The sequence below is a fragment of the Tsukamurella paurometabola DSM 20162 genome, assembly GCF_000092225.1.
In the GTDB taxonomy this organism is placed as follows: Bacteria; Actinomycetota; Actinomycetes; order Mycobacteriales; family Mycobacteriaceae; genus Tsukamurella; species Tsukamurella paurometabola.
In genome coordinates, this window is sequence record NC_014158.1 from 109,546 (window position 1) to 135,546 (window position 26,001).

The 26,001-nt window shown below is 68.6% G+C and carries 25 protein-coding genes; 12 read left to right on the plus strand and 13 right to left on the minus strand.

Annotated features, from left to right (window positions below):
- Window positions 1-51: 51 nt before the first annotated feature.
- Window positions 52-666 (plus strand): hypothetical protein, encoded by a 615-nt coding sequence (locus TPAU_RS00530; RefSeq protein WP_013124812.1) that lies wholly within the window; start codon window positions 52-54, stop codon window positions 664-666.
- 64 nt (window positions 667-730) lie between these two features.
- Here the strand turns inward: TPAU_RS00530 and TPAU_RS00535 are convergent, their stop codons facing one another.
- From TPAU_RS00535 to TPAU_RS00545, 3 genes are all read right to left on the minus strand, one after another.
- Window positions 731-1,321 carry a M15 family metallopeptidase gene (locus tag TPAU_RS00535; protein ID WP_013124813.1) on the minus strand — a complete coding sequence of 197 codons (591 nt, stop codon included), beginning with the start codon at window positions 1,319-1,321 and terminating at the stop codon, window positions 731-733.
- A 101-nt stretch (window positions 1,322-1,422) separates the two neighbouring features.
- Window positions 1,423-2,583 carry an NAD(P)/FAD-dependent oxidoreductase gene (locus TPAU_RS00540; RefSeq protein ID WP_013124814.1) on the minus strand — a complete coding sequence of 387 codons (1,161 nt, stop codon included), beginning with the start codon at window positions 2,581-2,583 and terminating at the stop codon, window positions 1,423-1,425.
- A 26-nt stretch (window positions 2,584-2,609) separates the two neighbouring features.
- Window positions 2,610-3,203, minus strand: coding sequence for a mycothiol-dependent nitroreductase Rv2466c family protein (locus tag TPAU_RS00545; RefSeq protein ID WP_013124815.1), 594 nt, complete (start codon window positions 3,201-3,203; stop codon window positions 2,610-2,612).
- A 397-nt stretch (window positions 3,204-3,600) separates the two neighbouring features.
- Here TPAU_RS00545 and gltB point away from each other — a divergent pair, with 397 nt between their 5' ends.
- Together gltB and TPAU_RS00555 are read left to right on the plus strand one after the other, a co-directional pair.
- Window positions 3,601-8,208, plus strand: a complete 4,608-nt coding sequence (gene gltB / locus TPAU_RS00550; RefSeq protein WP_013124816.1) for a glutamate synthase large subunit — start codon at window positions 3,601-3,603, stop codon at window positions 8,206-8,208.
- Entirely contained in the window at window positions 8,201-9,667 is a 1,467-nt protein-coding gene (locus TPAU_RS00555; RefSeq protein ID WP_013124817.1) for a glutamate synthase subunit beta, read from the plus strand. Before gltB ends, TPAU_RS00555 begins: the two co-directional genes overlap by 8 nt.
- A 56-nt stretch (window positions 9,668-9,723) precedes the next feature.
- Here the strand turns inward: TPAU_RS00555 and TPAU_RS00560 are convergent, their stop codons facing one another.
- Both TPAU_RS00560 and TPAU_RS00565 read right to left on the minus strand, forming a co-directional pair.
- A complete protein-coding gene (locus tag TPAU_RS00560) occupies window positions 9,724-10,236 on the minus strand; it encodes a DUF937 domain-containing protein (RefSeq protein ID WP_013124818.1) in 513 nt (170 codons plus the stop codon).
- A 362-nt stretch (window positions 10,237-10,598) separates the two neighbouring features.
- Window positions 10,599-11,432 (minus strand): alpha/beta fold hydrolase, encoded by an 834-nt coding sequence (locus TPAU_RS00565; RefSeq protein WP_041944200.1) that lies wholly within the window; start codon window positions 11,430-11,432, stop codon window positions 10,599-10,601.
- Window positions 11,433-11,514: 82 nt separating this feature from the next.
- Between TPAU_RS00565 and TPAU_RS00570 the strand changes: the two genes are divergently transcribed.
- The 3 genes from TPAU_RS00570 (at window position 11,515) to TPAU_RS00580 (ending at window position 13,412) form a co-directional block, all read left to right on the plus strand.
- A complete protein-coding gene (locus TPAU_RS00570; protein ID WP_187290998.1) occupies window positions 11,515-12,321 on the plus strand; it encodes a hypothetical protein in 807 nt (268 codons plus the stop codon).
- 1 nt (window position 12,322) lies between these two features.
- Window positions 12,323-12,565 (plus strand): RNA-binding S4 domain-containing protein, encoded by a 243-nt coding sequence (locus TPAU_RS00575; RefSeq protein WP_013124821.1) that lies wholly within the window; start codon window positions 12,323-12,325, stop codon window positions 12,563-12,565.
- Between the two features lie 64 nt (window positions 12,566-12,629).
- The gene (locus tag TPAU_RS00580; protein WP_013124822.1) at window positions 12,630-13,412 is read left to right on the plus strand and encodes an isochorismatase family protein; all 783 of its coding nucleotides are present in this window, start codon (window positions 12,630-12,632) and stop codon (window positions 13,410-13,412) included.
- Window positions 13,413-13,433: 21 nt separating this feature from the next.
- Here TPAU_RS00580 and rraA read toward each other — a convergent pair whose 3' ends face one another.
- Window positions 13,434-13,925: a ribonuclease E activity regulator RraA gene (gene rraA, locus TPAU_RS00585; RefSeq protein ID WP_013124823.1), complete on the minus strand. Its 492-nt coding sequence runs from the start codon at window positions 13,923-13,925 to the stop codon at window positions 13,434-13,436.
- A gap of 60 nt (window positions 13,926-13,985) precedes the next feature.
- Between rraA and TPAU_RS00590 the strand changes: the two genes are divergently transcribed.
- The gene (locus TPAU_RS00590; protein WP_013124824.1) at window positions 13,986-15,536 is read left to right on the plus strand and encodes a succinic semialdehyde dehydrogenase; all 1,551 of its coding nucleotides are present in this window, start codon (window positions 13,986-13,988) and stop codon (window positions 15,534-15,536) included.
- 118 nt (window positions 15,537-15,654) lie between these two features.
- Window positions 15,655-16,200 (plus strand): hypothetical protein, encoded by a 546-nt coding sequence (locus TPAU_RS00595; RefSeq protein WP_013124825.1) that lies wholly within the window; start codon window positions 15,655-15,657, stop codon window positions 16,198-16,200.
- On the opposite strand, the gene TPAU_RS00600 is transcribed toward TPAU_RS00595, so the two are convergent.
- On the minus strand, window positions 16,157-17,083 hold the full coding sequence (locus tag TPAU_RS00600) for an SGNH/GDSL hydrolase family protein (RefSeq protein WP_115329736.1): 927 nt from the start codon (window positions 17,081-17,083) through the stop codon (window positions 16,157-16,159). The two genes, TPAU_RS00595 and TPAU_RS00600, sit on opposite strands and share 44 nt — an antisense overlap.
- 37 nt (window positions 17,084-17,120) lie before the next feature.
- Entirely contained in the window at window positions 17,121-17,816 is a 696-nt protein-coding gene (locus TPAU_RS00605) for a DUF6474 family protein (protein ID WP_013124827.1), read from the minus strand.
- A 90-nt stretch (window positions 17,817-17,906) separates the two neighbouring features.
- Between TPAU_RS00605 and TPAU_RS00610 the strand changes: the two genes are divergently transcribed.
- The gene (locus TPAU_RS00610; protein ID WP_425358574.1) at window positions 17,907-19,466 is read left to right on the plus strand and encodes a TM0106 family RecB-like putative nuclease; all 1,560 of its coding nucleotides are present in this window, start codon (window positions 17,907-17,909) and stop codon (window positions 19,464-19,466) included.
- Between the two features lie 32 nt (window positions 19,467-19,498).
- Here TPAU_RS00610 and TPAU_RS00615 read toward each other — a convergent pair whose 3' ends face one another.
- Window positions 19,499-20,587, minus strand: coding sequence for a hypothetical protein (locus tag TPAU_RS00615; RefSeq protein WP_013124829.1), 1,089 nt, complete (start codon window positions 20,585-20,587; stop codon window positions 19,499-19,501).
- 192 nt (window positions 20,588-20,779) lie between these two features.
- Between TPAU_RS00615 and TPAU_RS00620 the strand changes: the two genes are divergently transcribed.
- The 3 genes from TPAU_RS00620 to TPAU_RS00630 all read left to right on the plus strand — a co-directional run bounded on the left by TPAU_RS00620 (window position 20,780) and on the right by TPAU_RS00630 (window position 22,936).
- Complete coding sequence (locus TPAU_RS00620; protein ID WP_013124830.1) at window positions 20,780-21,265, plus strand: helix-turn-helix transcriptional regulator; 486 nt, start codon at window positions 20,780-20,782, stop codon at window positions 21,263-21,265.
- Between the two features lie 64 nt (window positions 21,266-21,329).
- Window positions 21,330-21,833 carry a hypothetical protein gene (locus TPAU_RS00625; protein ID WP_013124831.1) on the plus strand — a complete coding sequence of 168 codons (504 nt, stop codon included), beginning with the start codon at window positions 21,330-21,332 and terminating at the stop codon, window positions 21,831-21,833.
- Window positions 21,824-22,936, plus strand: a complete 1,113-nt coding sequence (locus tag TPAU_RS00630) for an MAB_1171c family putative transporter (protein ID WP_041944201.1) — start codon at window positions 21,824-21,826, stop codon at window positions 22,934-22,936. Before TPAU_RS00625 ends, TPAU_RS00630 begins: the two co-directional genes overlap by 10 nt.
- On the opposite strand, the gene TPAU_RS00635 is transcribed toward TPAU_RS00630, so the two are convergent.
- The 4 genes from TPAU_RS00635 to TPAU_RS23045 all read right to left on the minus strand — a co-directional run bounded on the left by TPAU_RS00635 (window position 22,937) and on the right by TPAU_RS23045 (window position 25,829).
- Window positions 22,937-23,695 carry an SDR family oxidoreductase gene (locus TPAU_RS00635; RefSeq protein ID WP_013124833.1) on the minus strand — a complete coding sequence of 253 codons (759 nt, stop codon included), beginning with the start codon at window positions 23,693-23,695 and terminating at the stop codon, window positions 22,937-22,939.
- 56 nt (window positions 23,696-23,751) lie between these two features.
- Complete coding sequence (locus TPAU_RS00640) at window positions 23,752-24,459, minus strand: TMEM165/GDT1 family protein (RefSeq protein WP_013124834.1); 708 nt, start codon at window positions 24,457-24,459, stop codon at window positions 23,752-23,754.
- Between the two features lie 485 nt (window positions 24,460-24,944).
- Window positions 24,945-25,547, minus strand: a complete 603-nt coding sequence (locus tag TPAU_RS00645; protein WP_013124835.1) for a superoxide dismutase — start codon at window positions 25,545-25,547, stop codon at window positions 24,945-24,947.
- 138 nt (window positions 25,548-25,685) lie between these two features.
- The gene (locus TPAU_RS23045) at window positions 25,686-25,829 is read right to left on the minus strand and encodes a hypothetical protein (RefSeq protein ID WP_160160287.1); all 144 of its coding nucleotides are present in this window, start codon (window positions 25,827-25,829) and stop codon (window positions 25,686-25,688) included.
- Between the last annotated feature and the right edge of the window lie 172 nt (window positions 25,830-26,001).

The window sequence follows — 26,001 nt, forward strand, 5'->3', positions numbered from 1 at the left end:
GTCCTTCCCGTCTCGAACGTTCGACAGTGAAGTCCAACGAAAGGCTCTACCGTGAACACTCAGGTTACGAAGTCCGTCGCGGCCCTCGTCGGGGTCGCCGCCACGATCGCCCTCGGATTCTCCGGTGCCGCAACGGCATCCGCATCCCCCAAGCCGTATCCGTCCGGCGGTGCCAACAGCGTTGATCTCGTGGAGGTGACCGCGCAGGCGTCGGCGATCGGCAAGGACAACGGTTTCACCATCCGCAACGTCGCCGATCGGGCCGATCCGAACGCGGGCCAGGCGCAGCGCGCGCAGGTCCTGCCGGCAGGTACCCAGTTCGTGTTGAGCTCCAACAACTTCGGCAACGTCGCTCTGGGCGACACCGAGGGCTATTCGGTCACCCTGCTCACCGCCAACGGCCGGGACAAGGTGATCACGCTGAAGAACGATATCCAGCCGGGTGGCTCGATCCCGGTGACGCTCGGGAAGATCCAGGTTTCGGTGGGCACCACCTTCAATCTGAAGCTGGCGGACTACTCGGTCCAGCCCTTCCGCACGAAGGGTGCTCTGGACTGGACGGAGCGCGCGAACCCGAACCAGACGCAGTACCTCGCGAACAATTCCGCCGGGGTGTTCTGCCTCGCGGCGGTGGCGCCCGTGCTCAGCTTCTGCTCGCCGGCGTAATCCGAAGAGCAGCAGCGCTTGCCGTCCCTCGGTCCGGGAATGCCCGGGCCGAGGGACGTTCTGCTCAGCGTGAACGGCGCGAGGCGTCGGAGACCATCGGCGCGCATTGCGCGCCGCTCTTCGCTTCGAAGTGCCACATCTCGTTGGCGTACACCCGGCACAGCCCGTAGTCCTCACCGAACCGGGTCATCCAATCGGCGGCGTCGGTCGGACCGATGTCGACGGCGTCTCCGGCGACGTGCTCGGACGTGGTGCCGGCCACCACACGTTCCGCTTCGGCGGTCGACCCGTATCGCCGGACCGCATCGTCGAACAGCGACTGCTGGTACCGGGCAGTGCGCCACCCCGAGGTCACGAGTACGTCGATGTCGCGCTCCGCCTTCGCGGCGCGGGCAGCGCCCTGCAGGGCCTGCCGCAGTGCGGGAGACAGATTGGTGATGGCGGGCGTGTCGGTGGTGACCGGGACACCCTCGGTGAGGGCGCCGTCGGCCGCGCCGATCGGACCGGACGGTGCGGCCGTCGGACGGCCTGACGGGGTGGGGTCGCCGGGAGCCGCAGAGCCGGGCAGCGACGGCGAGCAGGCTGACAGGAGTGCGAGCGCGGCCAGTGCGGCGATGGCAGCCGCGGCGGTGCGAGCCTTGCGGTGGTTCGACATGCCCCCACGGTGGCGGCCCACTGTCGCCGGGGAGTCACCGTTGCGCTCCGGCGTCGTCCCGATCGGGTCACGGCGCCGGGCTCGGCCCGATCACGCGCGGATCATTCCCAGTAGGCTCGCCAATCCCGCTCCTCCTGCACCTTGTCCTGGTGGAGGGCCGCCGACGCCGGTGTGAGGGTGACGTCCGGGTGCGGTTCGGCGAAGAAGTCGCCGGAGCCGCGGGCGGATTCGTGCGCGCCGGTGTCGATGTAGCAGTAACCACGACCTGAGAGGTGGGCGCCGGCGCTCTCGAGTCCGAGGTACTGCAGCAGGTTGCGGGCCACGGCGGCGGCACCGTTCTTGGCGAAGATCGCCGCCTTCGGGAGCGGCCGGTCGGTGGGCGAAGTGACGGCGGAGAGGTCGCCGATCGCCCAGATCCCATCCTGGCCAGTGCTCATCGACTCGCGGTCCACAGGGATCCAGCCGGGCCCGTCGAGCGGGACCGCGGCCTCGTGCGGCGGGACGAACACCAGCAGATCGAATGGCACGCTGGCGCCATCGGCGAAGTGCACGATCTTCGTCGCGGGATCGACTCGCTCCACCTGGTGCAGTGGGTGCAGGGCGATTCCGGCGGCCCGGACGCGTTCGGCCAGCTCGAGTCCCACGTGCGGTCCGGCGGAGGGCATGGGCTGCGGCTCGGGGGTGTAGACCGCGATCTCGGTCTCCTCGCGCACACCCCGCTCCGCGAGGAGATCGGCGGCGAGGAAGGCTCCTTCATAGGGCGCCACCGGGCACCGGAAGGGCATGGCGGCCACCAGGAAGACCAGCCGTCCGCCCGGGAAGTCAGTGAGCGCGCGGTGGGCGCGTGCGGCATCCGCGGTGGCGTAGTAGTGGACGGCTACACCGGTATCGGCGGCCTCCTGCAGTCCGGGGACACGGTTTGTGGCGTTCCGGGCGCCCAGGGCCATCACGAGGGCGTCGAATCCCACGCGGTCCCCGTTGTCGAGAAGAACCGTCTTGCCCGGGCCGTCGACTCCGGCGATCGTGGCCCGCACTGCGCGGATGTCCTTCAGGGCAGCCTCGGACGGGCGGATCGGGATGCTGTCGGCCGTGCGCCAGCCGCGCATCACCCACGGCAGCGTGAATCCGAGGTAGTGCTCGAAGTTCTCGTCGATCAGGGTGATCTCCACGCCGTCCAGGGCGACGCCGGACTCGCGCAGCTCCTTGATCACGCTCAGCCCGCCGATGCCGGCGCCGGCGATCACGATTCGCTTGTTACCCATGCTTGTTCACCTGTCTGTTCGGGTATTCACTGGTCGGGGCGCAGCCGCTGGACCGACGTGAACGCGTCGACGGCCGCGAGAGAGCGGAGTCCGGCGAGCAGCGCCGCGGCGGCTTCCGGCTCGGGGACGGTGGTCAGGACCGGGCCGTGGAAGGTGGCCTCGCCGATGCGGACCAGCGGGCTCCCGGCGCTGCCGCCCGCCGCTTCCTGGCTGCGGGCGTGCTCCGCGCGGACGGCGACGTCCCAGGAAGCGTCTGCGAGTGCGTCGGCGTACCGGGTGGGCAGGCCCAGATCGGTGAGCAGCCGCGCCACGGGCGCGGCGTCGAGGGCTGGTGCGTCGTGGTGGTACCAGGCACTGAATGCGGCCAGTGCCCGCCATCGGGCCGCATCGTCGAGTTCCGTCCCGAGCGCGGCGAAGAGCCGGCCCGCGGCGCCCGAGTCCCGCATCCGTGCGCGGGCCCGTTCGGGCAGGTCGCGGCCTTCGTTGAGCAGTGCCAGGCTCATCAGTTCCCAGCGGAGCGCGTCGGGATCGTCGACGGTCTCGCGCAGCCACGCGGCGGTCTGCCAGGAGTACGGGCACACCGGGTCGAGCCAGATCGTGATCGGGGTGCGGTGCTCCATCGCCCACCTCCGTGGCTGGTATCGGCTGGAACCGTCGTGGCCGCAGGCGGATTGGTTCCGTGTTCGTACGACGGGCGGGGAGCGTCCCCGCGATTTCGTATCCCCCCAGGGGGATACGGTTCACGGTAGCAGCCGGGAACGGCGGCAGCAATGCCCGGCCACGCGGTCGACCACGCCCGGTGACGGTCGGGTGGTCGGGTACCAGGGGCGGTCGGCCGACCGATCCGATCAGCGAAACCCGAGGTCAAGGCCGGTTAGGATGGCCTTTCATTTGGTGATCGGCCAGCGGGAATCTATCGTTGCGGGTACAGCCAACGATGCCTGAGGTGACGCATGTCGTCACCGAACCTTCATATCCACGTTCCGCCGTGAGGCGCTGCGCTAAGGCAGGTATTCGATGAGCCGTTTCGTCCCCCCGGGTCCGCAGGGGCTGTACCACCCCGCGAACGAGCACGATGCGTGTGGCGTCGCGTTCGTGGTGGACATGCACGGCCGCAAGTCCCGCGACATCGTCGACAAGGCCATCACGGCGCTGGTCAACCTCGAGCACCGCGGTGCCGCCGGCGCGGAGCCGAACACGGGCGACGGTGCGGGCATCCTGATCCAGGTCCCCGATCGCTTCTTCCGCGAGGTCGTCGACTTCGACCTGCCGCACCAGGGTGCATACGCGACCGGTATCGCCTTCCTTCCGCAGGCCGCCGCCGAGGCGGGCAAGGCCGCCGAGGGGGTCGAGCGGATCGTCGCCGAAGAGGGCATGACCGTCCTCGGCTGGCGCGACCAGCCCACCGACGACGGCTCGCTCGGTGCGCTCGCCCGTGACGCCATGCCCACCATGCGGCAGGTGTTCATCGCCGGGACCGATGCGGAGGGTGCGCCCCTGTCGGGCCTCGACCTTGAGCGTCGCTGTTTCGTGATCCGCAAGCGCGTCGAGCGCGAGCTCGGGACCGACGGTGCCGGCGCGGGTTCGCAGGGCGAGGAGTCGGTGTACTTCCCGTCGCTGTCCGGTCAGACCTTCGTCTACAAGGGCATGCTCACCACCCCGCAGCTGCGTGGGTTCTTCGTGGACCTGCAGGACGAGCGGGTGGAATCGGCTCTCGGCCTGGTGCACTCGCGCTTCTCCACCAACACGTTCCCGAGCTGGCCGCTGGCCCATCCGTACCGTCGCGTCGCGCACAACGGTGAGATCAACACCGTCGGTGGCAACGAGAATTGGATGCGAGCGCGCGAGGCGCTGCTCGACCCGTCGGTCTTCGGTGCCGATGCCGAGAACAAGATCTTCCCGATCTGCACCCAGGGCGGTTCCGACACCGCACGATTCGATGAGGTGCTCGAGCTGTTGCACCTCGGCGGGCGAAGCCTGCCGCACGCGGTCCTGATGATGATTCCCGAGGCGTGGGAGCGCCACCAGGACATGGACCCGGCGCGTCGCGCGTTCTACGAGTACCACTCCTCGCTGATGGAGCCCTGGGACGGTCCCGCCTCGGTGTGTTTCACCGACGGCACCGTGATCGGAGCCGTGCTCGACCGCAACGGCCTTCGTCCGTCGCGTATCTGGGTCACCAAGGACGGTCTCGTGGTGCTCGGATCCGAGGTCGGCGTGCTCGACATCCCGCACAGCGACGTGGTCTTCAAGACCCGTCTGCAGCCCGGCCGTATGTTCCTCGTCGACACCGCGCAGGGCCGCATCGTCTCCGATAAGGAGATCAAGGACGAGCTGGCCGCGGCCGAGCCCTACCAGGAATGGCTCGACGAGGGTCTGCTGCGCCTGTCCGAGCTGCCCGACCGGCCGCACCCGGTGATGCCGCACGACCGGGTCACCCAGCGCCAGCAGATGTTCGGCTACACCACCGAGGAGCTCAACCTGCTCCTGACGCCGATGGCGAAGACCGGCGCCGAAGCGATCGGCTCCATGGGTACCGACACTCCCGTCGCCGTGCTGTCGCTGCGCCCGCGCTTGCTGTTCGACTACTTCCAGCAGTTGTTCGCCCAGGTGACCAACCCGCCGCTGGACGCCATCCGCGAGGAGATCGTCACCAGCCTCGGCGGCACGATCGGCGGCGAATCCGACCTGCTGAACCCGTCGCCGGTGAGCTGCCGCCAGATCCACCTGGACCAGCCGATCCTCAACAACGACGAGCTGATCAAGCTGGTCAAGGTCAACGATGACGGCACGCTGCCGGAGTTCCGCTCCGTGGTGATCCCCGGACTGTACGCCGTGGCCGAGGGCGGCAAGGGCCTGCGCGAGGCACTCGATACCGTGCGGACCCAGGTCTCCGAGGCGATCGCCGGAGGCGCCCGCCTGATCATCCTGTCGGACCGCAACTCCGACCGGCTGCTGGCGCCGATCCCGTCGCTGCTACTGACCGCGGCCGTGCACCACCACCTGGTGCGTGAGCGCAGCCGCACCAAGGTGGGGCTGATCGTGGAGTCGGGCGACGCCCGCGAGGTGCACCACATGGCCGCGCTCATCGGATGCGGTGCCGCCGCGGTGAATCCGTACATGGCCTTCGCCACCATCGAGGACATGCACCTGCGCGGTGAGCTGAACGGCTTGCCGCTGGAGAAGCTGAACGCCAACTACGTCAAGGCCGCGGGCAAGGGCGTGCTCAAGGTGATGTCGAAGATGGGCATCTCCACCCTGGCCTCGTACACCGGCGCACAGCTGTTCCAGGTGATCGGTATCGCGCAGGATGTGGTGGACGAGTTCTTCTCCGGCCTGCAGAGCCAGCTCGACGGCATCGGTCTGGACGAGATCGCCGACGACGTCGCCGCACGGCACAAGCGGGCGATGAACGACCGTCCCGAGGAGCTGGCGCACCGCGAGCTCGAGGTGGGCGGCGAGTACCAGTGGCGCCGCGAGGGTGAGTACCACCTGTTCAACCCGGACACGGTGTTCAAGCTCCAGCACGCCACCCGCACGGGCCAGTACAAGGTGTTCAAGGAGTACACGAAGCTGGTCGACGACCAGAGTGCGCGGCTCGCCTCCCTGCGCGGATTGTTCACGTTCGTGCCCGACCGGGAGCCGATCCCGCTCGACGAGGTGGAGCCCGCCAGCGAGATCGTCAAGCGCTTCTCGACCGGTGCCATGAGCTACGGCTCCATCTCGGCGGAGGCGCACGAGACCCTGGCCATCGCCATGAACCGACTCGGCGGCCGTTCGAACTCCGGTGAGGGCGGCGAGGATCCGGCGCGGTTCACGCCTGACGAGAACGGCGACCTGCGCCGGTCCGCGATCAAGCAGGTCGCATCGGGCCGGTTCGGCGTCACCTCGCACTACCTGAGCAACTGCACCGACATCCAGATCAAGATGGCGCAGGGCGCGAAGCCGGGCGAGGGTGGCCAGCTGCCGCCGCACAAGGTGTACCCCTGGGTCGCCGAGGTGCGCGGTTCGACGCCGGGCGTCGGTCTGATCTCGCCGCCGCCGCATCACGACATCTACTCGATCGAGGATCTGGCGCAGCTGATCCACGACCTGAAGAACGCGAACCCGTCGGCCCGTATCCACGTGAAGCTGGTCTCGGAGCTGGGGGTAGGTACCGTGGCCGCCGGCGTCTCCAAGGCGCACGCCGATGTGGTGCTCATCTCGGGCCACGACGGCGGCACCGGAGCCACCCCGCTGACCTCGGTCAAGCACGCCGGCGCCCCCTGGGAGATCGGCCTTGCGGAGACTCAGCAGACGCTGCTGCTCAACGGTCTTCGCGACCGGATCGTGGTGCAGGTCGACGGCCAGCTCAAGACCGGCCGGGACGTCATCGTGGCCGCGCTGCTCGGCGGCGAGGAGTTCGGCTTCGCCACCGCGCCGCTGGTCGTCTCCGGCTGCATCATGATGCGCGTGTGCCATCTGGACACCTGTCCCGTGGGTGTTGCCACCCAGAACCCGGTGTTGCGGCGCCGGTTCACCGGCAAGCCGGAGTTCGTGGAGAACTTCTTCCTGTACATCGCGGAAGAGGTGCGCGAGCTGCTCGCCGAGCTCGGCTTCCGCACCCTGCAGGAGGCCGTTGGCCAGTCGCACGTGCTCGACACCCAGGCGGCACAGCAGCATTGGAGCGGTGCCAAGGCCGGCAAGCTCGATCTGGCACCGATCCTGGCGCAGGTCGACTCGCCGTTCATGAACCAGGATCCGTACTGCTCGCAGACGCAGGAGCACGGTCTGGAGAAGGCGCTCGATCAGCAACTGATCACGCAGGCGCGGGTGGCCATCGACACCGGTGCGCCCGTGTCGATCCAGTCGGCGATCTCGAACGTGAACCGCACCGTGGGCACGATGCTCGGTCACGAGGTCACCAAGGTGCATGGGGCCGACGGGCTTCCGGACGACACCATCGACATCACCTTCCGCGGCAGCGCGGGCAACAGCTTCGGCGCCTTCGTGCCGAAGGGCATCACGCTGCGGCTCGAGGGCGATGCGAACGACTTCGTGGGCAAGGGCCTCTCGGGCGGCCGCATCGTGGTCCGCCCGGCGCAGGACGCACCGGAGGGCTTCATCGCCGAGGAGAACATCATCGCGGGCAACGTGATCCTGTTCGGTGCCACCGCCGGCGAGGTGTTCCTGCGCGGTAAGGCGGGTGAGCGGTTCGCGGTGCGTAACTCGGGCGCGATCGCCGTGGTCGAGGGCGTGGGCGACCACGGCTGCGAGTACATGACCGGCGGCCGGGTGATCGTGCTCGGCGACACCGGGCGCAACTTCGGCGCCGGTATGAGCGGCGGCATCGCGTACGTCTACAACGCCGACGGCCAGTTCGAGCGCGATCTCAACACCGAACTGGTGGAGCTGGAATCCCTCGACGAATCCGACATCGAGTTCGTGCGCGCCACCGTGACCAAGCACTACGAGGCCACCGATTCCGCCATCGCGGAACGGATCCTGGCCAATTGGGCCCGGGAGCGCCAGCTCTTCGCCAAGGTGATGCCGCGTGACTTCAAGCGCGTGCTCACCGCCATCAAGCGTGCCGAACTGGACGGCCGCAACATCGACGACGCAGTGATGGAGGCCGCTCGTGGCTGATCCCCAGGGCTTTCTGAAGAACAATTCGCGCGAACTGCCGGTACGCCGGCCGGTTCCGCTCCGCCTGCTGGACTGGAACGAGGTGTACAAGCCCTTCGACGGCGGCACTCTGCGCAAGCAGGCGTCGCGGTGTATGGACTGCGGCATCCCGTTCTGCCACAACGGTTGCCCGCTCGGGAACCTGATCCCCGAGTGGAACGATCTGGTCTACAAGGACCGGTGGCGTGATGGCATCGACCGACTGCACGCGACGAACAACTTCCCGGAGTTCACCGGGCGGCTGTGTCCCGCGCCGTGCGAGGCCTCCTGCGTGCTCGGGATCAATCAGGATCCGGTCACCATCAAGCAGGTCGAGGTCGAGCTCATCGATCACGCCTTCGATGAGGGCTGGGTCTCCCCGGAGCACCCCACGAAGCTGACCGGTAAGAAGGTCGCGGTCGTGGGCTCGGGGCCTGCGGGACTGGCTGCGGCGCAGCAGCTCACCCGCGGCGGACACACCGTCACCGTGTACGAGCGCGCCGACCGGATCGGTGGCCTGCTCCGCTACGGCATCCCCGAGTTCAAGATGGAGAAGCGGCACATCGACCGCCGCCTCGCCCAGATGAACGCCGAGGGAACGATTTTCAAGACCGGTGTCAACGTGGGTGTCGACGTCACCGTCGAGCAGCTGCGTGAGGACTACGACGCCGTGGTCCTGGCCAATGGCGCCACCCTGTGGCGCGACCTGCCGATCCCCGGCCGTGACCTCGACGGCATCCACCAGGCGATGGAGTTCCTGCCCTGGGCCAACCGCGCCGCGGTGGGCGACGATGTGGTCGATGCCGACGGCCTGCCCCCGCTGCACGCGAAGGGCAAGAAGGTCGTCATCATCGGCGGCGGTGACACCGGTGCGGACTGCCTCGGCACGTCGCTGCGCCAGGGCGCCGAGACGGTGCACCAGTTCGAGATCATGCCGATCCCGCCGCGTGAGCGCGCCGAGTCCACCCCGTGGCCGACCTACCCGCTGATGTATCGCATCAGCTCCGCCCACGAGGAGGGCGGCGAGCGCGTCTTCTCCGTCAGCACCGAGGAGTTCCTCGGTCACGACGGCACGGTGACCGGGCTCAAGGCCTACGAGGTCAAGATGGAGGGCGGCCGGTTCGAGAAGGTCGAGGGAACCGACTTCACCCTGGAGGCGGATCTGGTACTGCTCGCCATGGGCTTCGTCGGTCCCGAGCGGGGTGACCTGCTCGACAAGCTGGGCGTCGAGTACAGCGAGCGCGGCAACGTGGCCCGCGGTGACGACTTCCAGTCGACCGTGCCGGGCGTCTTCGTGGCGGGCGATGCGGGCCGCGGTCAGTCGCTGATCGTGTGGGCGATCGCGGAGGGCCGCAGCGCGGCCGCCGCCGTCGACCGCTTCCTCATGGGCGAGTCGGCGCTGCCCGCGCCGATCGTGCCCACCGCCGCCCCGCAGCGGTAGTACACCGACGACGAAGGGCCGGCACCCGAGCGGGTGCCGGCCCTTCGCCGTGTGGGCTACTTGCGGTTGAGCAGACCGCCGAGGATGCCGCCGAGCACGTTGCCGGCCGCGCTGCCGGCGCCGCCCGCGGTGTTGCCCCCGCCGAGCATGTTGCCGAGGATGCTGCCGAGCAGGTCGCCATTGCCTGCCGGCGCCTGCTGCTGCGGCTGCGCAGCGGTACCGCCCGAGAGCTTCTTCATCACGAAGCTGATCACGATCGGTGCGAGGATCGGGAGCAGTTGCTTGACCAGGTCGTTGGTGACGCCCGAGGACAGCGGTGCGGCGGCCGCGGCGGCCACGTCGTCGGTCTTCTCGCCGAACAGGCTGGAAACGATCTGCTGGCCGTCGCCGTTGTCCGCGGCCTGGGCGAGATCGGACGGGGCCTCGGTGGTGTCCTGGGCCTGGAGGCCTGCGAGCAGGGTCGGAACGGTCTGGTTGACGGCCGCGGAGGCGACGTCCTGCGAGACGCCGAGCTGCGCGGCGATATCGGCGAGCGGGATGGACTTGAGCAGATCGTCAAGATCGGACACGGTACTCCTCGAGAGATGTGCGAACGCAACAGTGAGACGGAACCCGCTTAGCGTAACCGTGTGCGCCGCGTCGGTCCCGGGAAGATCGCTGCCCGCCCGGCCGCCGGTGTAAGTCCGGTCACGACTAGCGCGTGCCCACTGGACGGGACCGCGATGGAGCAATACAGTATCTGTAACCAATCGTTCCGCATCGATAGACACCATTCTCGGAGAACAGTCGTGAAGCAGCACCGCCGGGCCGTCAACCTGGGAACCCGAACCCTCTACCGACTGCGGAATCTACGCAGGCGCAGCGTCGCTGCCCTCGGGGAAGACGGTGAACGTCTCGTCACCCCTGCGGATCTGCGCATTCTCAGCGCGAGCTAGCCGCCGCCCGCATCCAGGATCAGCGCCGCCACCTGGGCGGGCTGTTCCACCATCACGTGGTGGCCGCTCGGCGCGATCACGGCGAATCGTGCATCCAACCGGTCGGCCAGGCCGCGCTGCTGTCGTAGCCAGGACGCCGCCCAGGGTGTGGGGCGGCCGGTGTACGCGGCGGCCACGGTGACCGGAAGCCCCGGCTGTAACGGTTGCTTCGTGCGCAGATCGACCAGTTCGTGGGCGAGCACGGGATACTGACCGTTCTCGAGCATCGCGGCCCGCAGGTACTGCTCCGAGGACAGGATCTGCGCGTGCTCCGCGGGCGGTTCGGAATCGACGAGGAGCTTGTGGACCGCGGGGCCGATCCGGCTCAGGCCCGACGCCGCTGCCACATCCGCCGAACGGAGCAACAGGTCGGCGCGCAGGTTTGTCGGGAGCACCCAGCGGGGTGAGTCCTCCACGCTGCCGTCCAGGATCACCGCCGCTGCGGTGCGCTCGGGGTGTTCGCGCGCGAACGCTTCCACGTAGAAGCTCGCCATCGAATGGCCGCAGATCACCCCACGCTGGATCTGTAAGGCGTCCAGTAGGTCTCGATAGCGGCGTACTTCGCCGTCGAGGGTGGGGACGGTGTCCTCCGGCCAAGGGTCGGAGAGCCCGTACCCCGGCCGGTCGAAGCGGATCACGGTGCGCTCGGAGCGCAACAGTTCGATGCACGAATCCCAATCGAACCAGTTGCCCGCGAGGCCCGACGACAGCACGACAGGAGGCCCGGTGACCGGGCCGGTCGGTTGGTCGATCACCACGTGGGTGCGCACATTTGCGAGCTCCAACAACACGGAGCCGAGAGTAGTACTCTTCGTAGTCCAGTGAGCGGGGAGGACGACCATGCGGTTCGTACATTGTGCGGTGGTTGCGGGGGTGGTGGTCACGGTGGCGGGGTGTGCCACCGCCGACCCTCCGGCCCCGTCGGGTCCGTCGTCTGCGGTCAGCGGCTCGTCGGGTACCGCCGCCGCAGAGAGGACGTATCCGGGGCTTAGTCCCGAGTATCGGGCGAGTTTCCGGCCCGACCACACGGATCTGGGCGGTCGGAGCAATGCTGAACTGGCGCAACTTCTTCCGGCGTCTTCCACGTTCCCGCCCGAAGGCCGGGCGCAGCCGCCGAACGTGGCGGCTGAAGACGGTTCGGGCCTCGGGCTCCGCGGGCAGACGGCGGGGGAGACGAAGCCTCCGCAGTGCCTGTACACGCCGTTCGGCAAGAATTTCTCCCGCGCATCCGATGGTTCCGACTGGAATCTGTACTACGCAGCGAGCGTCGGATATACCGGTCCCGACGGGAGCCGGGTCACGGTCACAGTGGACCGGCAGCGGGTGGGCTCGGACGTGGTCGCGCTGACCACCAGCTGGATGTCGACCTGCGGTACCTACGACAGGGCCTTTCCCACTTTCGCCAATCCGCAGGTTCGCAATCAGCGGGTGACCACCGCGTTCACACGGGAACAGACGACGAGCGGCGTGCAGACGTATCGCTTCGTCGCGTCCAGCCGGTCGCTCGACGATGCGACCACGGGGAAACCGTTGCCCAGTGGCGCCGGCGTGACGCGCGTGCTCCTGGCAAGGGTGCGATCTGTGGTCTTCACCGTGGAAGCCACCGGAAAGATCGGCTACGCGGATCTCGACGCGATGCTGGCGACGGCGATCGCGAACGCCGAAGCGGCACCCCGGTGACATGCTGCGGCATGATGGACCAGTGAGCGAGGCAATCGACGTGGAGATCTCCGACGAGGTGATCCGGCTGGGGCAGTTCCTCAAGCTCGCCGGCCTGATCGACTCGGGAGCGGAGGCGAAGGGCGTGATCGCCGACGGCGAGGTGAGTGTGAACGGCGAGGTCGACACCCGCCGCGGCCGGCAGCTCGCGGTGGGTGATGTGGTGGAGGTGTTCGGGCGTTCCGCCCGTGTCGCGCGCGGGTAGCGGGCTCGTCGCGGTGTGAACCGTTCGGGTGCGCAGTGCCGCCACTGCGACATAGCCTCGCGCCATGGAGAATCCAGCTTCCGAAGTTCCTTCCGTCACTGAATCGCATCCGCAGGAGGCGGTTTCGACCGCCGAAGTGCTCGGGCGCCGTCGTCTCTTCCAGGCGGCCGCGTGGGGCACCGTCGGTGCGGTCGCCGTGGGCGGGGCTCGTGCGGGCACAGCAGATGCCGCGGTCGCGCTGCCCGGATCGGTCTCGTACCGGATCGGCGAGATACCGATCCCGAGGAACAAGGTGGCCTGGCAACTGGATCCGCGCCGCGCGGTTCTGCTCGTCCACGATGTCCAGCGCTATTTCATGCGGATCTTCGACGAGCGGACCCGCGGTGAGCTCCTGGGGAACGTCGCGCGCGGACAGGACTGGGCGCGGCGGTCGGGGGTCCCGGTGATCTACTCGGCGCAGCGCGGCGGTGCCACGCGCGAGCAGCGCGGCCTGATCTACGACTTCTCCGGCGCCGGGATGACCGCCGACGAGTCCGACCGCGGCATCGAGCCCGCTGTCGCGCCCCGGCCCGGGGAGCGGGTACTCACCAAACACAAGCTGTCCGAGTACTTCCGATCGGACCTGCTGCAGTACCTGCGCGACCAGGGGCGCGATCAGCTCGTCCTGGCCGGTGTCTACGCCAACACCGGAGTGCTGCTGACCGCCGCGGATTCGATTCAGAACGATATCCAGGCGTTCGTGATCGGCGATGCAGTCGCCGATCAGACGCCGGAGGGACATCGGGGCGGCCTGGCCTGGGTGGCAGCCCGTGCAGGGCGCGTGATCAGTGCGGCTGAACTTCGCTGATCGTCGTGCTGGCCGTCGCCGTCAACGCAGGACGATGCCGTCGTCGTCGCTGAAAAGCGTATCGCCCGGCGCGAAGGTGACCCCGCCGAAGCTGAGGGGCACATCGCGCTCGCCGGCACCGGTCTTCGTGGACTTGCGCGGGTTGGTGCCCAACGCCTTCACACCGATGTCGAGGGTGCCGATCACGGCGGCGTCGCGGATCGCGCCGTAGGCGACGATGCCCGCCCACCCGTTGCCCCGACCCAACTCGGCGATGATGTCGCCGACGAGTGCGGTGTGCAGCGACGGCACGCCGTTCTCATCGGAACCGTCGATCACCAGCACCCGGCCTGCGCCGGGCTCGCCGAGAACCGACTTGAGCAGGGCGTTGTCCTGGAAGCACTTCACCGTGACCACCTCGCCGGCGAAGGCGCGGCGGCCGCCGAACTGCCGGAACTGGGTATCGCAACTGCGCACCTCCTCACCGATCTCATCGACGAGGTCTGCGGTGGGGGTGAACTGAACGTCGCTCATGAGGCGATCCTAACCGTCACCGCTATTGAGGCACCATCAACAAGCGGGTAATCTGGCGGCATGCCAGCACCCACTCAGGCCACGTTCGACCGTCTCCGTGCCCTCGCGGCGATCGATCACCCCGAGCAGCGCGAGTCGCGCGATGTGCTCGAGGCGTTCACCGGCGAGAAGGTCACCACCATTCCCGTCGGCACCGTCGAGGACGTGGAGCAGGCCTTCGTCCGTGCCCGCCGCGCTCAGAAGCAGTGGGCGGCGCGCAGCGCGAAGGACCGTGCCAAGGTGCTCCTGAAGTTCGCCGACCTGGTCAACGAGCGCCGCGCCGACCTCATGGACATGGCGCAGCTGGAAACCGGCAAAGCGCGCCAGTACGCCCAGGAGGAGACCCTGGACGTGGCGATGACCGCCCGCTGGTACGGCAAGAATGCGCCGAAGCTGCTGGAGCAGAAGAACACTGCGGGAATGCTGCCGGTGTTCACCAACACGCGGGTGCGCTACCAGCCCAAGGGCGTGGTCGGTGTGATCGCGCCGTGGAACTATCCGCTCACCCTCGCCGTCTCCGACGGCGTCGCGGCCTTGGCCGCAGGCAATGCCGTGGTGCTCAAGCCCGACAGCCAGACTCCGTACTGCGCCCTCGCCGCCGTCGAGCTGCTCTATCAGGCCGGCCTCCCGCGCGACCTGTTCGCCGTCGTGCCCGGTCCGGGCGGCGTCGTGGGTACGGCCATCGTCGAGCGCGCCGACTACCTCATGTTCACCGGCTCGTCGGCGACCGGTGCCACCCTGGCAGAGCAGTGCGGCAAGCGCCTCATCGGCTTCTCCGCCGAACTCGGCGGCAAGAACCCGATGGTGGTCACCAAGGACGCCGACATCGCGCACACCGCCGACGGTGCCGCCCGCGCCGCGTTCTCCAACTCGGGCCAGCTGTGCATCTCGATCGAGCGGATCTACGTCGAGCGGGAGATCGCCGACGAGTTCGCCCGCGCCTTCGCCGAGCGCACCGCCAACCTGGCCCTGGGTGCCGGGTACGACTTCACCAATGAGATGGGATCGCTCGCCAGCAAGTCGCAGATCGAGACCGTGGCCGCGCATGTCGACGACGCCGTCGCCAAGGGTGCGACCGTGCTCGCCGGCGGTAAGGCCCGCCCCGATCTCGGCCCCTTCTTCTACGAGCCCACGGTGCTCAAGAACGTGCCGGAGGAGGCGATCTGCTTCGCTTCCGAGACCTTCGGTCCCGTGGTCTCGATCTACCCCGTGGATTCGGTCGACGAAGCGGTCGAGCGCGCCAACGACACCGAGTACGGCCTCAACGCGAGCGTCTTCTCCGGCAGCACCAAGCAGGCGCAGGAGATCGCCGACCGGATCAACGCCGGCACCGTCAACATCAACGAGGGCTACGCCGCGGCATGGGGCTCCACCGCCGCGCCGATGGGTGGCATGGGCATCTCCGGCGTGGGCCGCCGGCACGGCGCCGAGGGCCTGCTCAAGTACTGCGAGTCGAAGACCATCGCGCAGCAGCGGATCATCGGCATCGGCGGTATCAAGGGCATCCCGCGCACCGTCTTCCTGGGTGTGGTTCCCCCGATCATCAAGGCCCTCAAGTTCATCGGTCGCTGACCCCTCCCCGATTGAACACCGTTACCGCGAAGAAAAGTCCAGGTCGCGGACGCGGTAACAGTGTTCAATCGAGGAAAAGCGGTTGCGGTGGAGGCGGAGGGCGTCCGATTCTGAAGGTATGGACGTCACCTTCATCAAGCGCGCCGGCGGGTACGACGTGCGGGTGCGTCGCGAGAGAGGGCCGGAGCTCGCGCCGCGCGGCGGCCCCGGCGGCAGCCCGACGGTGCCGCACGACGCGGCGCATCTGATCGTCGAGATCGAGGCGGGGCTGCCCGGTGGCGTCTACGGCCGGATCGCCGACGCCAACGGCCTCGACGGCCTGTTCTGGCCCGCCGACCCGGCGGCCCGGCGTCGGGCCACCCGGAACCGCAAGCAGCCCAGCGCAGCCCAATCGGCCGATATGGCGCGGTCGGAGTACCTCGCTTCGCTCACCGTCGCGCTGTGGGAGGTGGAGCGAGGCCTGCGGGCGCCAGATCCGGCGTGGCCGGGTTCGCTCGACGATGCCGAGATCACCGACGAACTGCGCGAGCGGATCTTCGCCCGCTACGACGAATTCGCGCCGCGGTGGCGCGCGCTCAGCGATGGCGGCGAGCTGACCGTCGCCTGGCCCGCGGCGGCGGTCAGCGGCCGACGGCCGGGCCGGAAGCCCGCACGGCGCGGGTGATCGCCGCCGCCACCGCTTCGCCCTCCTCGGGGAACGGGTGCATACCGGCGGCGCGGGGGACGTCGGTGACGCCGTTGATCCACGGCCGCGGGCTGCACACGTCGCGGCCCTTCGATGCCGGCTCCATGTCGATGTACTCGGCCCGCTCGGCGACGGCGGCTCGCTGCACCGCCCGGTTGAGTCGCTCGGTGAGGATGCTGCGCATCCACGGAATGCTCTCCGGCCGGTACGGCGCGATCGCGGCGCAGGTGCGGTCGGGCCCGAACACCGACGGATAACCGATCACCAGGATCCGCGCCTGCGGCGACCGCTCGCGCACTGCGCGGATGATCCGCTCGTTGGCGGCCGTGATGCGCCCCAGGCGGTCCGCGACCGCCGCATCGGACAGAGTCGCCGGACGCGACGCGGGATCGGCGGTGCAGCGCGGTGCGGCGGCGCGGGCCACCGTCGCGCAGGCCTTGAGAATGCTGGAGTAGAGGTCGCCGTCGTTGCCGCCCAGCGAGATCGTCACCAATCGGGTCTGCGGGACGATCCCGTCGAGTTGCGGTGCGGCGTCGTAGTACCCCGTCTTCGCGTCACCGGCGCGCTGGCTGGAGAAGGCATCGTCGGTGTCGGCGCCGCCGCAGGTGTTGTCGCGCAACTGGACCCGCGGCACACCGAGTGCATCAGCCACCAGCTTCGGGTAGTTCCGCGTGGACCGCCCGCACGACCGTTCCTGCTGCGAGTCGCCGACGGTGGCGTCGGCGGGCAGCGAGGAGTACGAATCGCCGAGTGCCACGTACGTGGGCGCGGGCGGGGCCGCGTTCGCCGGCAGGGCCGGTGCCGCGGCGACGGCCGCGACAAGACTGAGGAGCAACGTTCGGAAGCGCATCGTCGAAGCCACTCGACGACGGTAACGCCCCCGCGGCCGCCCCGCAGTTCTAGGAGCTGACGCCGAGACGGTTGAGCAGATCGGCGTCGATGCCGTCGAGCTCGCGCGCGATCGCCTGATGCGCCGGCCGGCGCCGGGCGGGCGGCATGGACTCGGACGCGGTGATCGCCGCCGACAGATCGTCGAGGCGCTGTGCGACGGCCGCGACGAAGGCCTTGGTCTCGGCGTCCGGATGTGCGGTCGCGAGCTGGTCCAGGGACCGGCGTGATGCCGCCACCCGGGCGGCCAAGCCGCCGCCGAAACCGGCGAACTGCGCGACCTCGTCGACCGGGACGCCAAGCCGGGTGGCCCGCGCCGAGTCGAGCTTGTTGCGCCCGGCCTGCGCGGCCCGGTAGGCGAGCGGCACCACGACGGGCGCCAGCAGGCGTGCGGTCGAGACGTAACGCTTCAGTCGCGCCTCCGACAGCAGCTTGCCGTCGACCGCCGCGCGGGCGTTCGTCTCGGCGATCTTGAGGTTGAGCTTGTCGGACTTGCCCTGCATCCGCGCGATCACTTTCGCCCGCGCCACATCCGACTTCTGCGCGCCGCGCTCGGACTTCACGGCGTTCTTCGCGGAGCGCTTGGCGCTCTTCGCCGTGTTCTTCGCGGCCAGCTTCGCCTCGAGCCGCGCCTTCGACTTGAGCGCCTTGGCCTGCGCCCGACGCTCCGCGCGCGAGGACTTCTGCTTCTTGCCGAACAAACCCATCAGTGCACGTCCTTATAGGTCAGTACTGCTTTCGCCTACAGCATTGCACAGCGTCGTTACCGGAGCTGTCAGTGCCGCCCGCGATAATGCATTGCAGTGGACATCGACAAGGGCATCACGGCACCCCCGGTGAGCGCACGAGCGCTCACCGGGTGTCGCCATCGGTTGGCACTCGACGCTCGGGCACCGCTGACCGATCCGGACCCGTCGATGGCCCTGCGGATGGAAGCGGCAGCGGTGTTCCGGGCCTCGATCCGCGATCGGCTGGCGGCGCTCGGCCCACTCACCGTGATCGAACCGGGGGAGGGCGCCGTCACTCGCACCCTCGCCGCGCTCGGCGCCGGCGCCGAGCGGATCTGGGGCGGCGTGTTGCCCACCGCGAACGGGCGCCGCGGGCACAGCGAACTGTTGCTCCGGGTGCGTGACGGCTACCTGCCGGTGATCGTGGTCAACCACAAGGTGTCGGACCCCGGTTCCGGGGCGCTCACGTCGCCGCTGGACCGCTGGGCACCGGTGCCCGACGAGACGGTCCGCGCCCGCCAACATCGGGGCGACCAGATGCGCCTGGCGCATCTGACCCGGATGCTGCAGGACGCCGGGTACGCCTCCGCATCGCTGTCCGGGGGCTCTCTCGGAATCGGCGGCGACCGGATCGTGGTGCACGATGTCGCGCCGCTCCTGCCCGCCTACGACGAGCGGTTCGCGGACCGTCGGGACGTGCTCTCCGGTGCGGTCGTCACCGCCCCCGTGCGGGTCGCGGAGTGCCGGCGGTGTCCCTGGTGGCCGGAGTGCGAGCGCACCCTGGCCGCCACCCGCGATGTGAGTCTCGTGGCGGACGGCCGGTCGGCGCCCGGACTCCGCGAGGCGGGCATCGTCACCGTCGACCAGCTCGCCGAGTACACCGGTCCGCAGCCCGACGAGGTGTCGGTGCCGATCGCCGACCTGCGCGCGATGGCCCGGGCCTGGCAACGTGGTCAGGTGCTGGTGCGCAGGCGCCCCGAGGTGAAGGTGCGCCGCGCCGATGTCGAGGTCGATGTCGACATGGAGAGCTACCAGGAGTACGGGGCCTACCTGTGGGGCACCTGGCTGCGCCGTGACGGTGTGGACCTGGGCTACCGCCCGTTCGTCACCTGGGAGGCGGTTCCCACTCGCGACGAGGGCCGCTCCTTCGCTGAGTTCTGGGCCTACCTGATGGACCGCCGCGCCGAGGCGCACGCGGCGGGGAAGACCTTTGCGGCGTACTGCTATTCGCAGCAGGCGGAGAACAAGTGGCTGCTCTCGTCCGCCGACCGCTTCGCCGGAGACCCGGGTGTGCCCAGCCGCGCCGCCGTCGCGGAGTTCATCGCCTCGCCGGAGTGGGTGGACATGTTCGACGCGGTGGGCGAGGCCTTCCTGTCGCTGGAGGGACGCGGTCTGAAGAAGGTGGCGCCGGTGGCCGGATTCCATTGGCGCGATGCGGAAGCCGGGGGCGAGGCCTCGATGCTGTGGTACCGGGTGGGCGTGGGCATGGACCCTGGTTACGACGCCGCCGAGCGGGAGACGCAGCGGCAGCGGATCCTCGAATACAACGAGGACGATGTGCGCGCCACAGCGGCTCTGCGCGCGTTCATGTCCAGTGATGCCGTGAACGACCTTCCCGTCGTGCACTAGCCGTGGCGCAGCCGCTCAGGCCGCGCAGTCGATCAGGCCTGGGCCTGGCCCAGATGCGCGCGGCGCAGCGAATCGACGAACGTGCCGCTGCCGAGCAGTGCCACACCGCCGAGTACGGCGAACAGGGCAGGTGAGAGCTGCTTGGCCGTCTCGGTGGCCACCGGAGTGACTCGCTGCGCGGACGAGTACGCCGCGGTGAGAAGCGTGGGCTGGGAGCGCGACGAGTCGGCCGCACGCTGATCTTTCGCGGCGGGATCGGCGGCGTCCTTGCCCTCGTCGCCGGCGCCGGGCTTCGGTGCGGCGGCCGGCACCGGTGCCGCGGGCGCTACCCGCGGACCCGCGACCAGTACGGGCGGGGCCAGTACGGGCGGGGCGATGACGGGGACCGCGACGACGGGAGCCGCCGGAGCTGCGGGTGCCGCCACGGCGGGAGCGCCCGCCGGGCTCGCGTCGACGGACCGGCCGCCGGCGGAGGACGCCGGAGCGGGGGCGGGATTGCCGCTGCGCACACCCGCGCCGCCAGCGCTGGCACCGCCCTCGCGGACGCCGACGCCCTGCGGCTCGGGGTTGCCGGAGCGGATACCCGCGCCCTCGAGCGCGGCGCCACCCGAACCGGTGCCCGGGCTCTCGATGGCGGCGGCGGCGCCGGCCGGACCGGTCGCGCTGCCGCCCGCGGAACTGGCACCTGACGACGCACCGCCGCCGGCACCGCCGAAGATGCCGCCGAGGATCTCGCCGATGCCGGGCAGGCCGTGCTTGTCCTTGCCCTTGTCGTCCTTGTCCTTGCCGTCCTTGTCCTTGTCGTCCTTCGCGCCGCCGGTCGAGCCGTCGGAATCGCGGCCGTCCTTCCCCTTGTCCTTATCGGACTTCGACGAGCCGTCGGCGGCCTTGTTCCGGTCCTTGATGGAGAAGTCGAAGGAGGTGCCGTTGGACGAGGTGCCATGGATGGATTTGCCGTCGGACGACGACTCCACCGAGGAGGATCCACTCGACGATGAGCCGCCGGAACCGGAGTCGGAATCGGGTGCGGCGAAGGCCGGAGCGGCTGCCATCGTGCCCACGGCGAGCGAGACGATCACGGCGGCACGGATACGTGCCGAGAGGTGCGTTGGAGCGGACACGCTACCCCTTCCGTTGTATCTGTGCGCGCGTAGGTAAGAATACATCACAAGCGTACGCAGCCGATAGTCGATCCCGAATAGGGTGTGCGTATTGGCAAACTACGCTATAGTGTGAGACAAGCTTGGACGTCGTGCAATCAGCACCGGCGGACTGGTGGCAGGTCGTGCCGGAATAGAGAGGGATGGCACAAAGTGGACGCAGGTAACACTAAGTACGACAGCGAGGCTCTGGTCGGCCAGGGTCTGTTCGCAAGTCGGCTCGAGGAGCTGTTCCGTACGGTGCCCGGCCCTAACGGCCGAGCGTTCACCGCGAAGGCCATCGCTCAGCGTTCGACGGCCCTGGGCTTCCGCCTGGGCGAGTCGTACCTGAGCCAGCTCCGTTCGGGCAAGGCGAAGTCGCCGTCCTTCCGCACCGTCGAGGGCATCTCGGCGGCGTTCGGCGTGGACGTGCACTACTTCCTCGAGGACGAAGCGGCGCAGCGCACCCGTGACCAGATTCACCTCATGCGGCTGCAGGCCGACACCAAGGTGCAGATGGCCGCGTTCCGGCTGGCCGGGCTCTCGCCCGACTCGGTGAACATGGTCAACGAGCTGATCAAGGTTTTGCGCGTGCAGCAGGGCTTGCCCGCCGATCCGCCCGAGCTTCCCGTAGACTCGCGCGAAGCTGAGGGGCAGTAACCTTCGGAGTTCGCTCCGCATCATCGAGGACGCCGCCCTTCCGTCGAACGACGAAGGAGGGGGCGTGCGTACTGCCAAGGCGCTTCGTCGTCTCTGCGAGAACGAAGTGCGCAGTCTCGATCTCGACCTGCCCTTCGATGCCGTACAGCTGTGCGAGAAGTACGGTCGGCGCCGAGGCCGCGACATCCTGGTAATCAGCCAGCCGCTCCCAGTCGGCATGCCGAACGGGCTGTGGCTCGTCGGCGACGATGCGGACTACTTCTTCTATCAGGCCAACACGTCCCGGACGCATCGTGACCAGATCATCATTCACGAGTTCGGTCACCTCATCGCGGGGCACCAGCATGTCTCGGCTGCGCCCGATGCCGCCCAGATGCCGCCTGAGGAAGCCGCCGCAGCGCTGCATCGCACCTGCTACGACGACGAGAACGAGTGGGAGGCCGAGATGATCGCCTCCATCATTCTCGGCTGGGCCGCGCAGGCCGGAGCCAAGGCGGGCCGTACCGCCAGACACGACAGCCTGCGCGGGATACAGCGCGCGTTGGGGGGCCACTCCCGGTGGCTGTGAAGCTCGTCAACGTACTGGGCGTCGCATTCTTCACCATCGTGTTGTGCTGGCGCATCGATCGGCTGTACCGCTCCAAAGCGGGGGTACAGGCGGTCGCCGTCACCGTGGCCATCGCGGCGTTGACCTTCGCCGTACTGCTGCTCGGATCGCCACTAGCTTCTACCGTCGACGGCACGCTGTGGAAGGGTGCCTCCCGGCTCGGCGGCTACGTGGGACTCGCCCTGGGGGTCGCGGCGCTCGCCGTCGCGTTCTTCTACGGCCCCACCGAGTCGGCGCGGCAGAAGCGGGCTGGTATGGAGGCCATTCCGCTGATCGCGGCCGTGATCGGACTGTCGGTCGCGATGACGGCCACCCCACCCGCGATGCGCGACGCCAGTCTCGACTCGCTCACCGTGCAGGAACTCGGGTTCGCGGTGTTCTTCGCCATCGCGGGCGCCTACCTGATGTACGGACTGGCCGACTGCGTGCTCTCGCTGACCCGTCTGATGCCCTTCGCCGACGGCTACCTCGTGACCTCGCTGCGCATGATGGCGGTGGGACTCGGCTTCACCGCGCTCGGCTCGCTCACGCAGGTGGTCTTCGTGATCACCAGCGTGCTGAAACTGGTGTCGTGGCCGGTGCTGCTGACCGTCTCGCAGGTGTGCACCGGCCTGGGCATCGTGCTGTTCGTGCTCGGTATGAGTTACCCCGGTGTGCGCGGCTTCTTCGTCGAACTCACGGTGCGCAGGAAGCACCGCGAAGACTACAAGCGGCTCGAACCGCTGTGGGAGCTACTGACCACCGCTGTGCCCGAGGTGGTGCTCGACGCCGGTCGCGCGGGCCGCGACCCGCACCTGAAGTTCCAGCGGCGCATCGTCGAGATCCGGGACGTGCTGGTGCAATTGAGCCCGTACCTGCCCGACGATTTCGGTGACGGTACGCCTGAGGAGAACGTGCACAACCTCCTCGTCGCGATCGATCTGCGGGCCGAGGCCGACGGGGCCGCGGCACCGTCGGCCATGGTGCTGCCGCCCGACGGGCCGACGATCGACGACGACGCCGCCCCACTCCTCGTCCTCTCGGACGCGGTCAGGGCGACGCCGGCGGAAGAACTGCAGATCTAGTTAGCGCGGAGCCATCCGGAGAGCGCCGTCCATGCGGATGGTCTCGCCGTTGATGTAGTCGTGCTCCGCGAGGAAGTACGCCAGCTGCGCGTACTCGGCGGGCTCGCCCAGGCGCTGCGGGAACGGGATCCCCGCCTCCAGCGTCTTCTTGAACTCGTCGGTGACGCCGGCCAGCATCGGGGTGTTGATGGTGCCCGGTGCGATCGTGTTCACGCGGATGCCGAACTGCGCCAGGTCGCGCGCCGCGGTGATCGTCATGGCGTGCACGCCGCCCTTCGAGGCCGTGTAGGCGATCTGGCCGATCTGGCCCTCGAACGCCGCCACGGAGGCGGTGTTCACGACGAGCCCGCGCGAGCCCTGCGCGTCGGCGGTTTCCTGCTGGCTCATCTGTTCGGCGGCCAGGCGCATCACGTTGAACGTGCCGACCAGGTTGATGTTGATCACCGTCTGGAACAGGTCGAGCGGGTGGACGCCCTTCTTGGACAGGATGCGCTGCGCCCAGCCGACGCCTGCGCAGTTGACGGCCACGCGCAGCGGACCCGCCTTCACGGCCTCGGCGATCGCGGCCTTGACCTCGTCCTCCTTGGTCACGTCGGTGGCGATGAGGTGCACGTTATCGACCGGGGCGGCTTTATCGATCGAGGGCTGCAGGTCGAGGCCGAAGACGGTGGCACCGGCCTCGGCGAAGCGCTTGGCGGTGGCGGCACCGAGGCCCGAAGCGCCGCCCGTGACGATGACGGAGGAGCCGGAGACGTCCATGCTCGATTCCCTTCTTCTTTGGCGCCGCCGACTCGGTGCGTGGGGCGCGACGCACCTCACACTAGTGAATCGGGGTTCTTCGCCGTGGCCGGGTTGGCGAGAGCGGTGTGATGTGCCCGGCGGACCACGAACAGGCCAGCGGCCACGGTCACCGCGACCACCGCGCCGGTCACGATCCGCGCCACCCCGTCGAGCTCGGGCCAGGCCTCGAACAGCAGCCAGCCGCCGAAGCCGAAGAACAGGATCGTCGCGCCGATCGCCACCGCTCGCTCGGGCAGCCTCGAACCCAGCACGGCGCCGACGGCGATCGCCAGTGCATCGGCGGCGACCATGCCCACGGTGGAGCCCAGCCACACGCCGAACCAGTTGTACTGCGTGGTGAGGGTGACGGTGGCGAGCATCGTCTTGTCGCCGAGTTCGGCGAGGAAGAAGGCCGAGGTGACGGCGAGGAACACCGAGCGGGTGACCCGGTCGGCGGTCGTCGATTCATCGTCGGAGAGCGCGTCTCCGCGCCAGGTCCAGAATGCGAACACCAGCATCGAAATGCCCGCGATCGCGGTGATCAATTGGGTGGGGATGCTGGATCCGAGCGCATATCCGATGCCGACGGAGGCGATGTGGACGACCGCGGTCGAGACCGTGATGCCGGCCAGCACGATCCACCATTTGAACTTGGCGGCGAACGTCATCGCCATGAGTTGGGACTTGTCGCCGAGTTCGGCGACGAAGACGACGGCGAAACTGACGAGCAATGCATTCAGCACGGCGGAACCTCCCGAAAAGACCTGTGCCACACGGATCCGACGGTCGGACCGCGCAATGGCACAAAGGTCTCGCCCACCGGAGTGACGGCTACGCGACCTCGCGCAGCGATTCGGGTGGTTCCGGTTCGCGGGCCGGGCGGATTCGCCAGTATGTCGACCGCGCGATTGGGGGCTACTCCCCTTCGTGCGCCTCCCAGATTAGTCGGAGAATCCCGAATCTGCAAGCGCTGCTTAAGTTTTGGAAACCGCAAGCGGTAGTTGGCGGCTCCTGTGGTGAGTTTTCGGGTACCCGGAAAACCGCAGGTCGGGCGGCCTACTTCCGATCCGGCGCCCCGACGTCGGTGATCAGCCAGCCGCGATTCTTGTCGACGGTGACGATGTACTGGGTCAGGGAGTCGCGCCCCTGGGAACAGGTACGGGAGCCTGAACGCCGAAGCCCCGCCGGCGACGGTGCGCGGGCGGGGCTTCGGAGGCGGTGCGGGGGATCAGCCCTTCGCGGCGGCGTAACGCGCGGCCACGTCCTCCCAGTTCACCACGTTCCACCAGGCCTTGACGTAGTCGGCCTTGACGTTCTTGTACTGGAGGTAGAAGGCGTGCTCCCACATGTCCAGCATGAGCAGCGGGGTCAGGTTGATCGAGATGTTGCCCTGCTGGTCGGTGAGCTGCTGGATCACCAGGCGCTGACCGATGTGGTCGTAGGCCAGGACCGACCAGCCCGAGCCCTGCAGCGAGTTCGCCACGGCGGTGAAGTGCGCCTGGAACTTGTCGAAACCGCCGAAGTACTCGTCGATCGCGGCGGCGAGGTCGCCTACCGGCTTGTCGCCACCGTTGGGGGACAGGTTCTTCCAGAAGATCGAGTGGTTGGTGTGGCCACCCAGGTGGAAGGCGAGGTTCTTCGAGAGCAGCGGCGCCTTGGTGGCGATGGAGCCGTCCTCGCGGGCCTCGGCGAGCTGCTCGAGGGCGGCGTTCGCACCGGCGACGTAGGTGGCGTGATGCTTGCTGTGGTGCAGCTCCATGATCTCGCCCGAGATGTGCGGCTCCAGCGCACTGTAGTCATAGTCGAGATCCGGCAGAGTGTAGACGGCCACGGCATTCCCTTCTGTTGCGGGAGCGATCGCCCCCTCGGTGATCCTTCGGTACCGCTCCAGCCTTTCTTATCTGGAATGGTTCCGCAATAAGGACGGACGAATGCGTATCAAGCGCAGTTGAGGTTCTGCGGCGCGCAGTCAGCGCAGCAGGAGGATGAGCACCAGTGCGGCCGCGAGCACCGCGACGGTCAGGCTGGTGCGGGTGAGCGACCGGGAGAAATGGACCGTGGTCGCGTGCGTGGGAGACGAGGTCGCGCCAGCGTTCGTGTGCTTGACAGTCATTGCTCGCCTTCCCCAGCGCGTGGCTGTGAATCCGGTCACAAGTGTGATGGCGACCACCATAACGTACCTACTCGCGAGTAGGAAATCGGATCGTCGAATCGGAGGCCGGGGCGAAAGTCCGGGGTCATATGTCCGATGTTTATTGTTCATGTGCGCCGCTGTGACGAACTAG

What these genes read in the sequence shown, in the direction of transcription:
- TPAU_RS23045 (WP_160160287.1), bottom strand. Translation starts at nt 25,829, where the DNA reads ATGACTGTCAAGCACACGAACGCTGGCGCGACCTCGTCTCCCACGCAC.
- TPAU_RS00595 (WP_013124825.1), top strand. Translation starts at nt 15,655, where the DNA reads ATGGACGTCACCTTCATCAAGCGCGCCGGCGGGTACGACGTGCGGGTG.
- TPAU_RS00535 (WP_013124813.1), bottom strand. Translation starts at nt 1,321, where the DNA reads ATGTCGAACCACCGCAAGGCTCGCACCGCCGCGGCTGCCATCGCCGCA.
- TPAU_RS00545 (WP_013124815.1), bottom strand. Translation starts at nt 3,203, where the DNA reads ATGGAGCACCGCACCCCGATCACGATCTGGCTCGACCCGGTGTGCCCG.
- TPAU_RS00605 (WP_013124827.1), bottom strand. Translation starts at nt 17,816, where the DNA reads ATGGGTTTGTTCGGCAAGAAGCAGAAGTCCTCGCGCGCGGAGCGTCGG.
- TPAU_RS00540 (WP_013124814.1), bottom strand. Translation starts at nt 2,583, where the DNA reads ATGGGTAACAAGCGAATCGTGATCGCCGGCGCCGGCATCGGCGGGCTG.
- TPAU_RS00590 (WP_013124824.1), top strand. Translation starts at nt 13,986, where the DNA reads ATGCCAGCACCCACTCAGGCCACGTTCGACCGTCTCCGTGCCCTCGCG.
- TPAU_RS00580 (WP_013124822.1), top strand. Translation starts at nt 12,630, where the DNA reads ATGGAGAATCCAGCTTCCGAAGTTCCTTCCGTCACTGAATCGCATCCG.
- TPAU_RS00575 (WP_013124821.1), top strand. Translation starts at nt 12,323, where the DNA reads ATGCTGCGGCATGATGGACCAGTGAGCGAGGCAATCGACGTGGAGATC.
- rraA (WP_013124823.1), bottom strand. Translation starts at nt 13,925, where the DNA reads ATGAGCGACGTTCAGTTCACCCCCACCGCAGACCTCGTCGATGAGATC.
- TPAU_RS00635 (WP_013124833.1), bottom strand. Translation starts at nt 23,695, where the DNA reads ATGGACGTCTCCGGCTCCTCCGTCATCGTCACGGGCGGCGCTTCGGGC.
- gltB (WP_013124816.1), top strand. Translation starts at nt 3,601, where the DNA reads ATGAGCCGTTTCGTCCCCCCGGGTCCGCAGGGGCTGTACCACCCCGCG.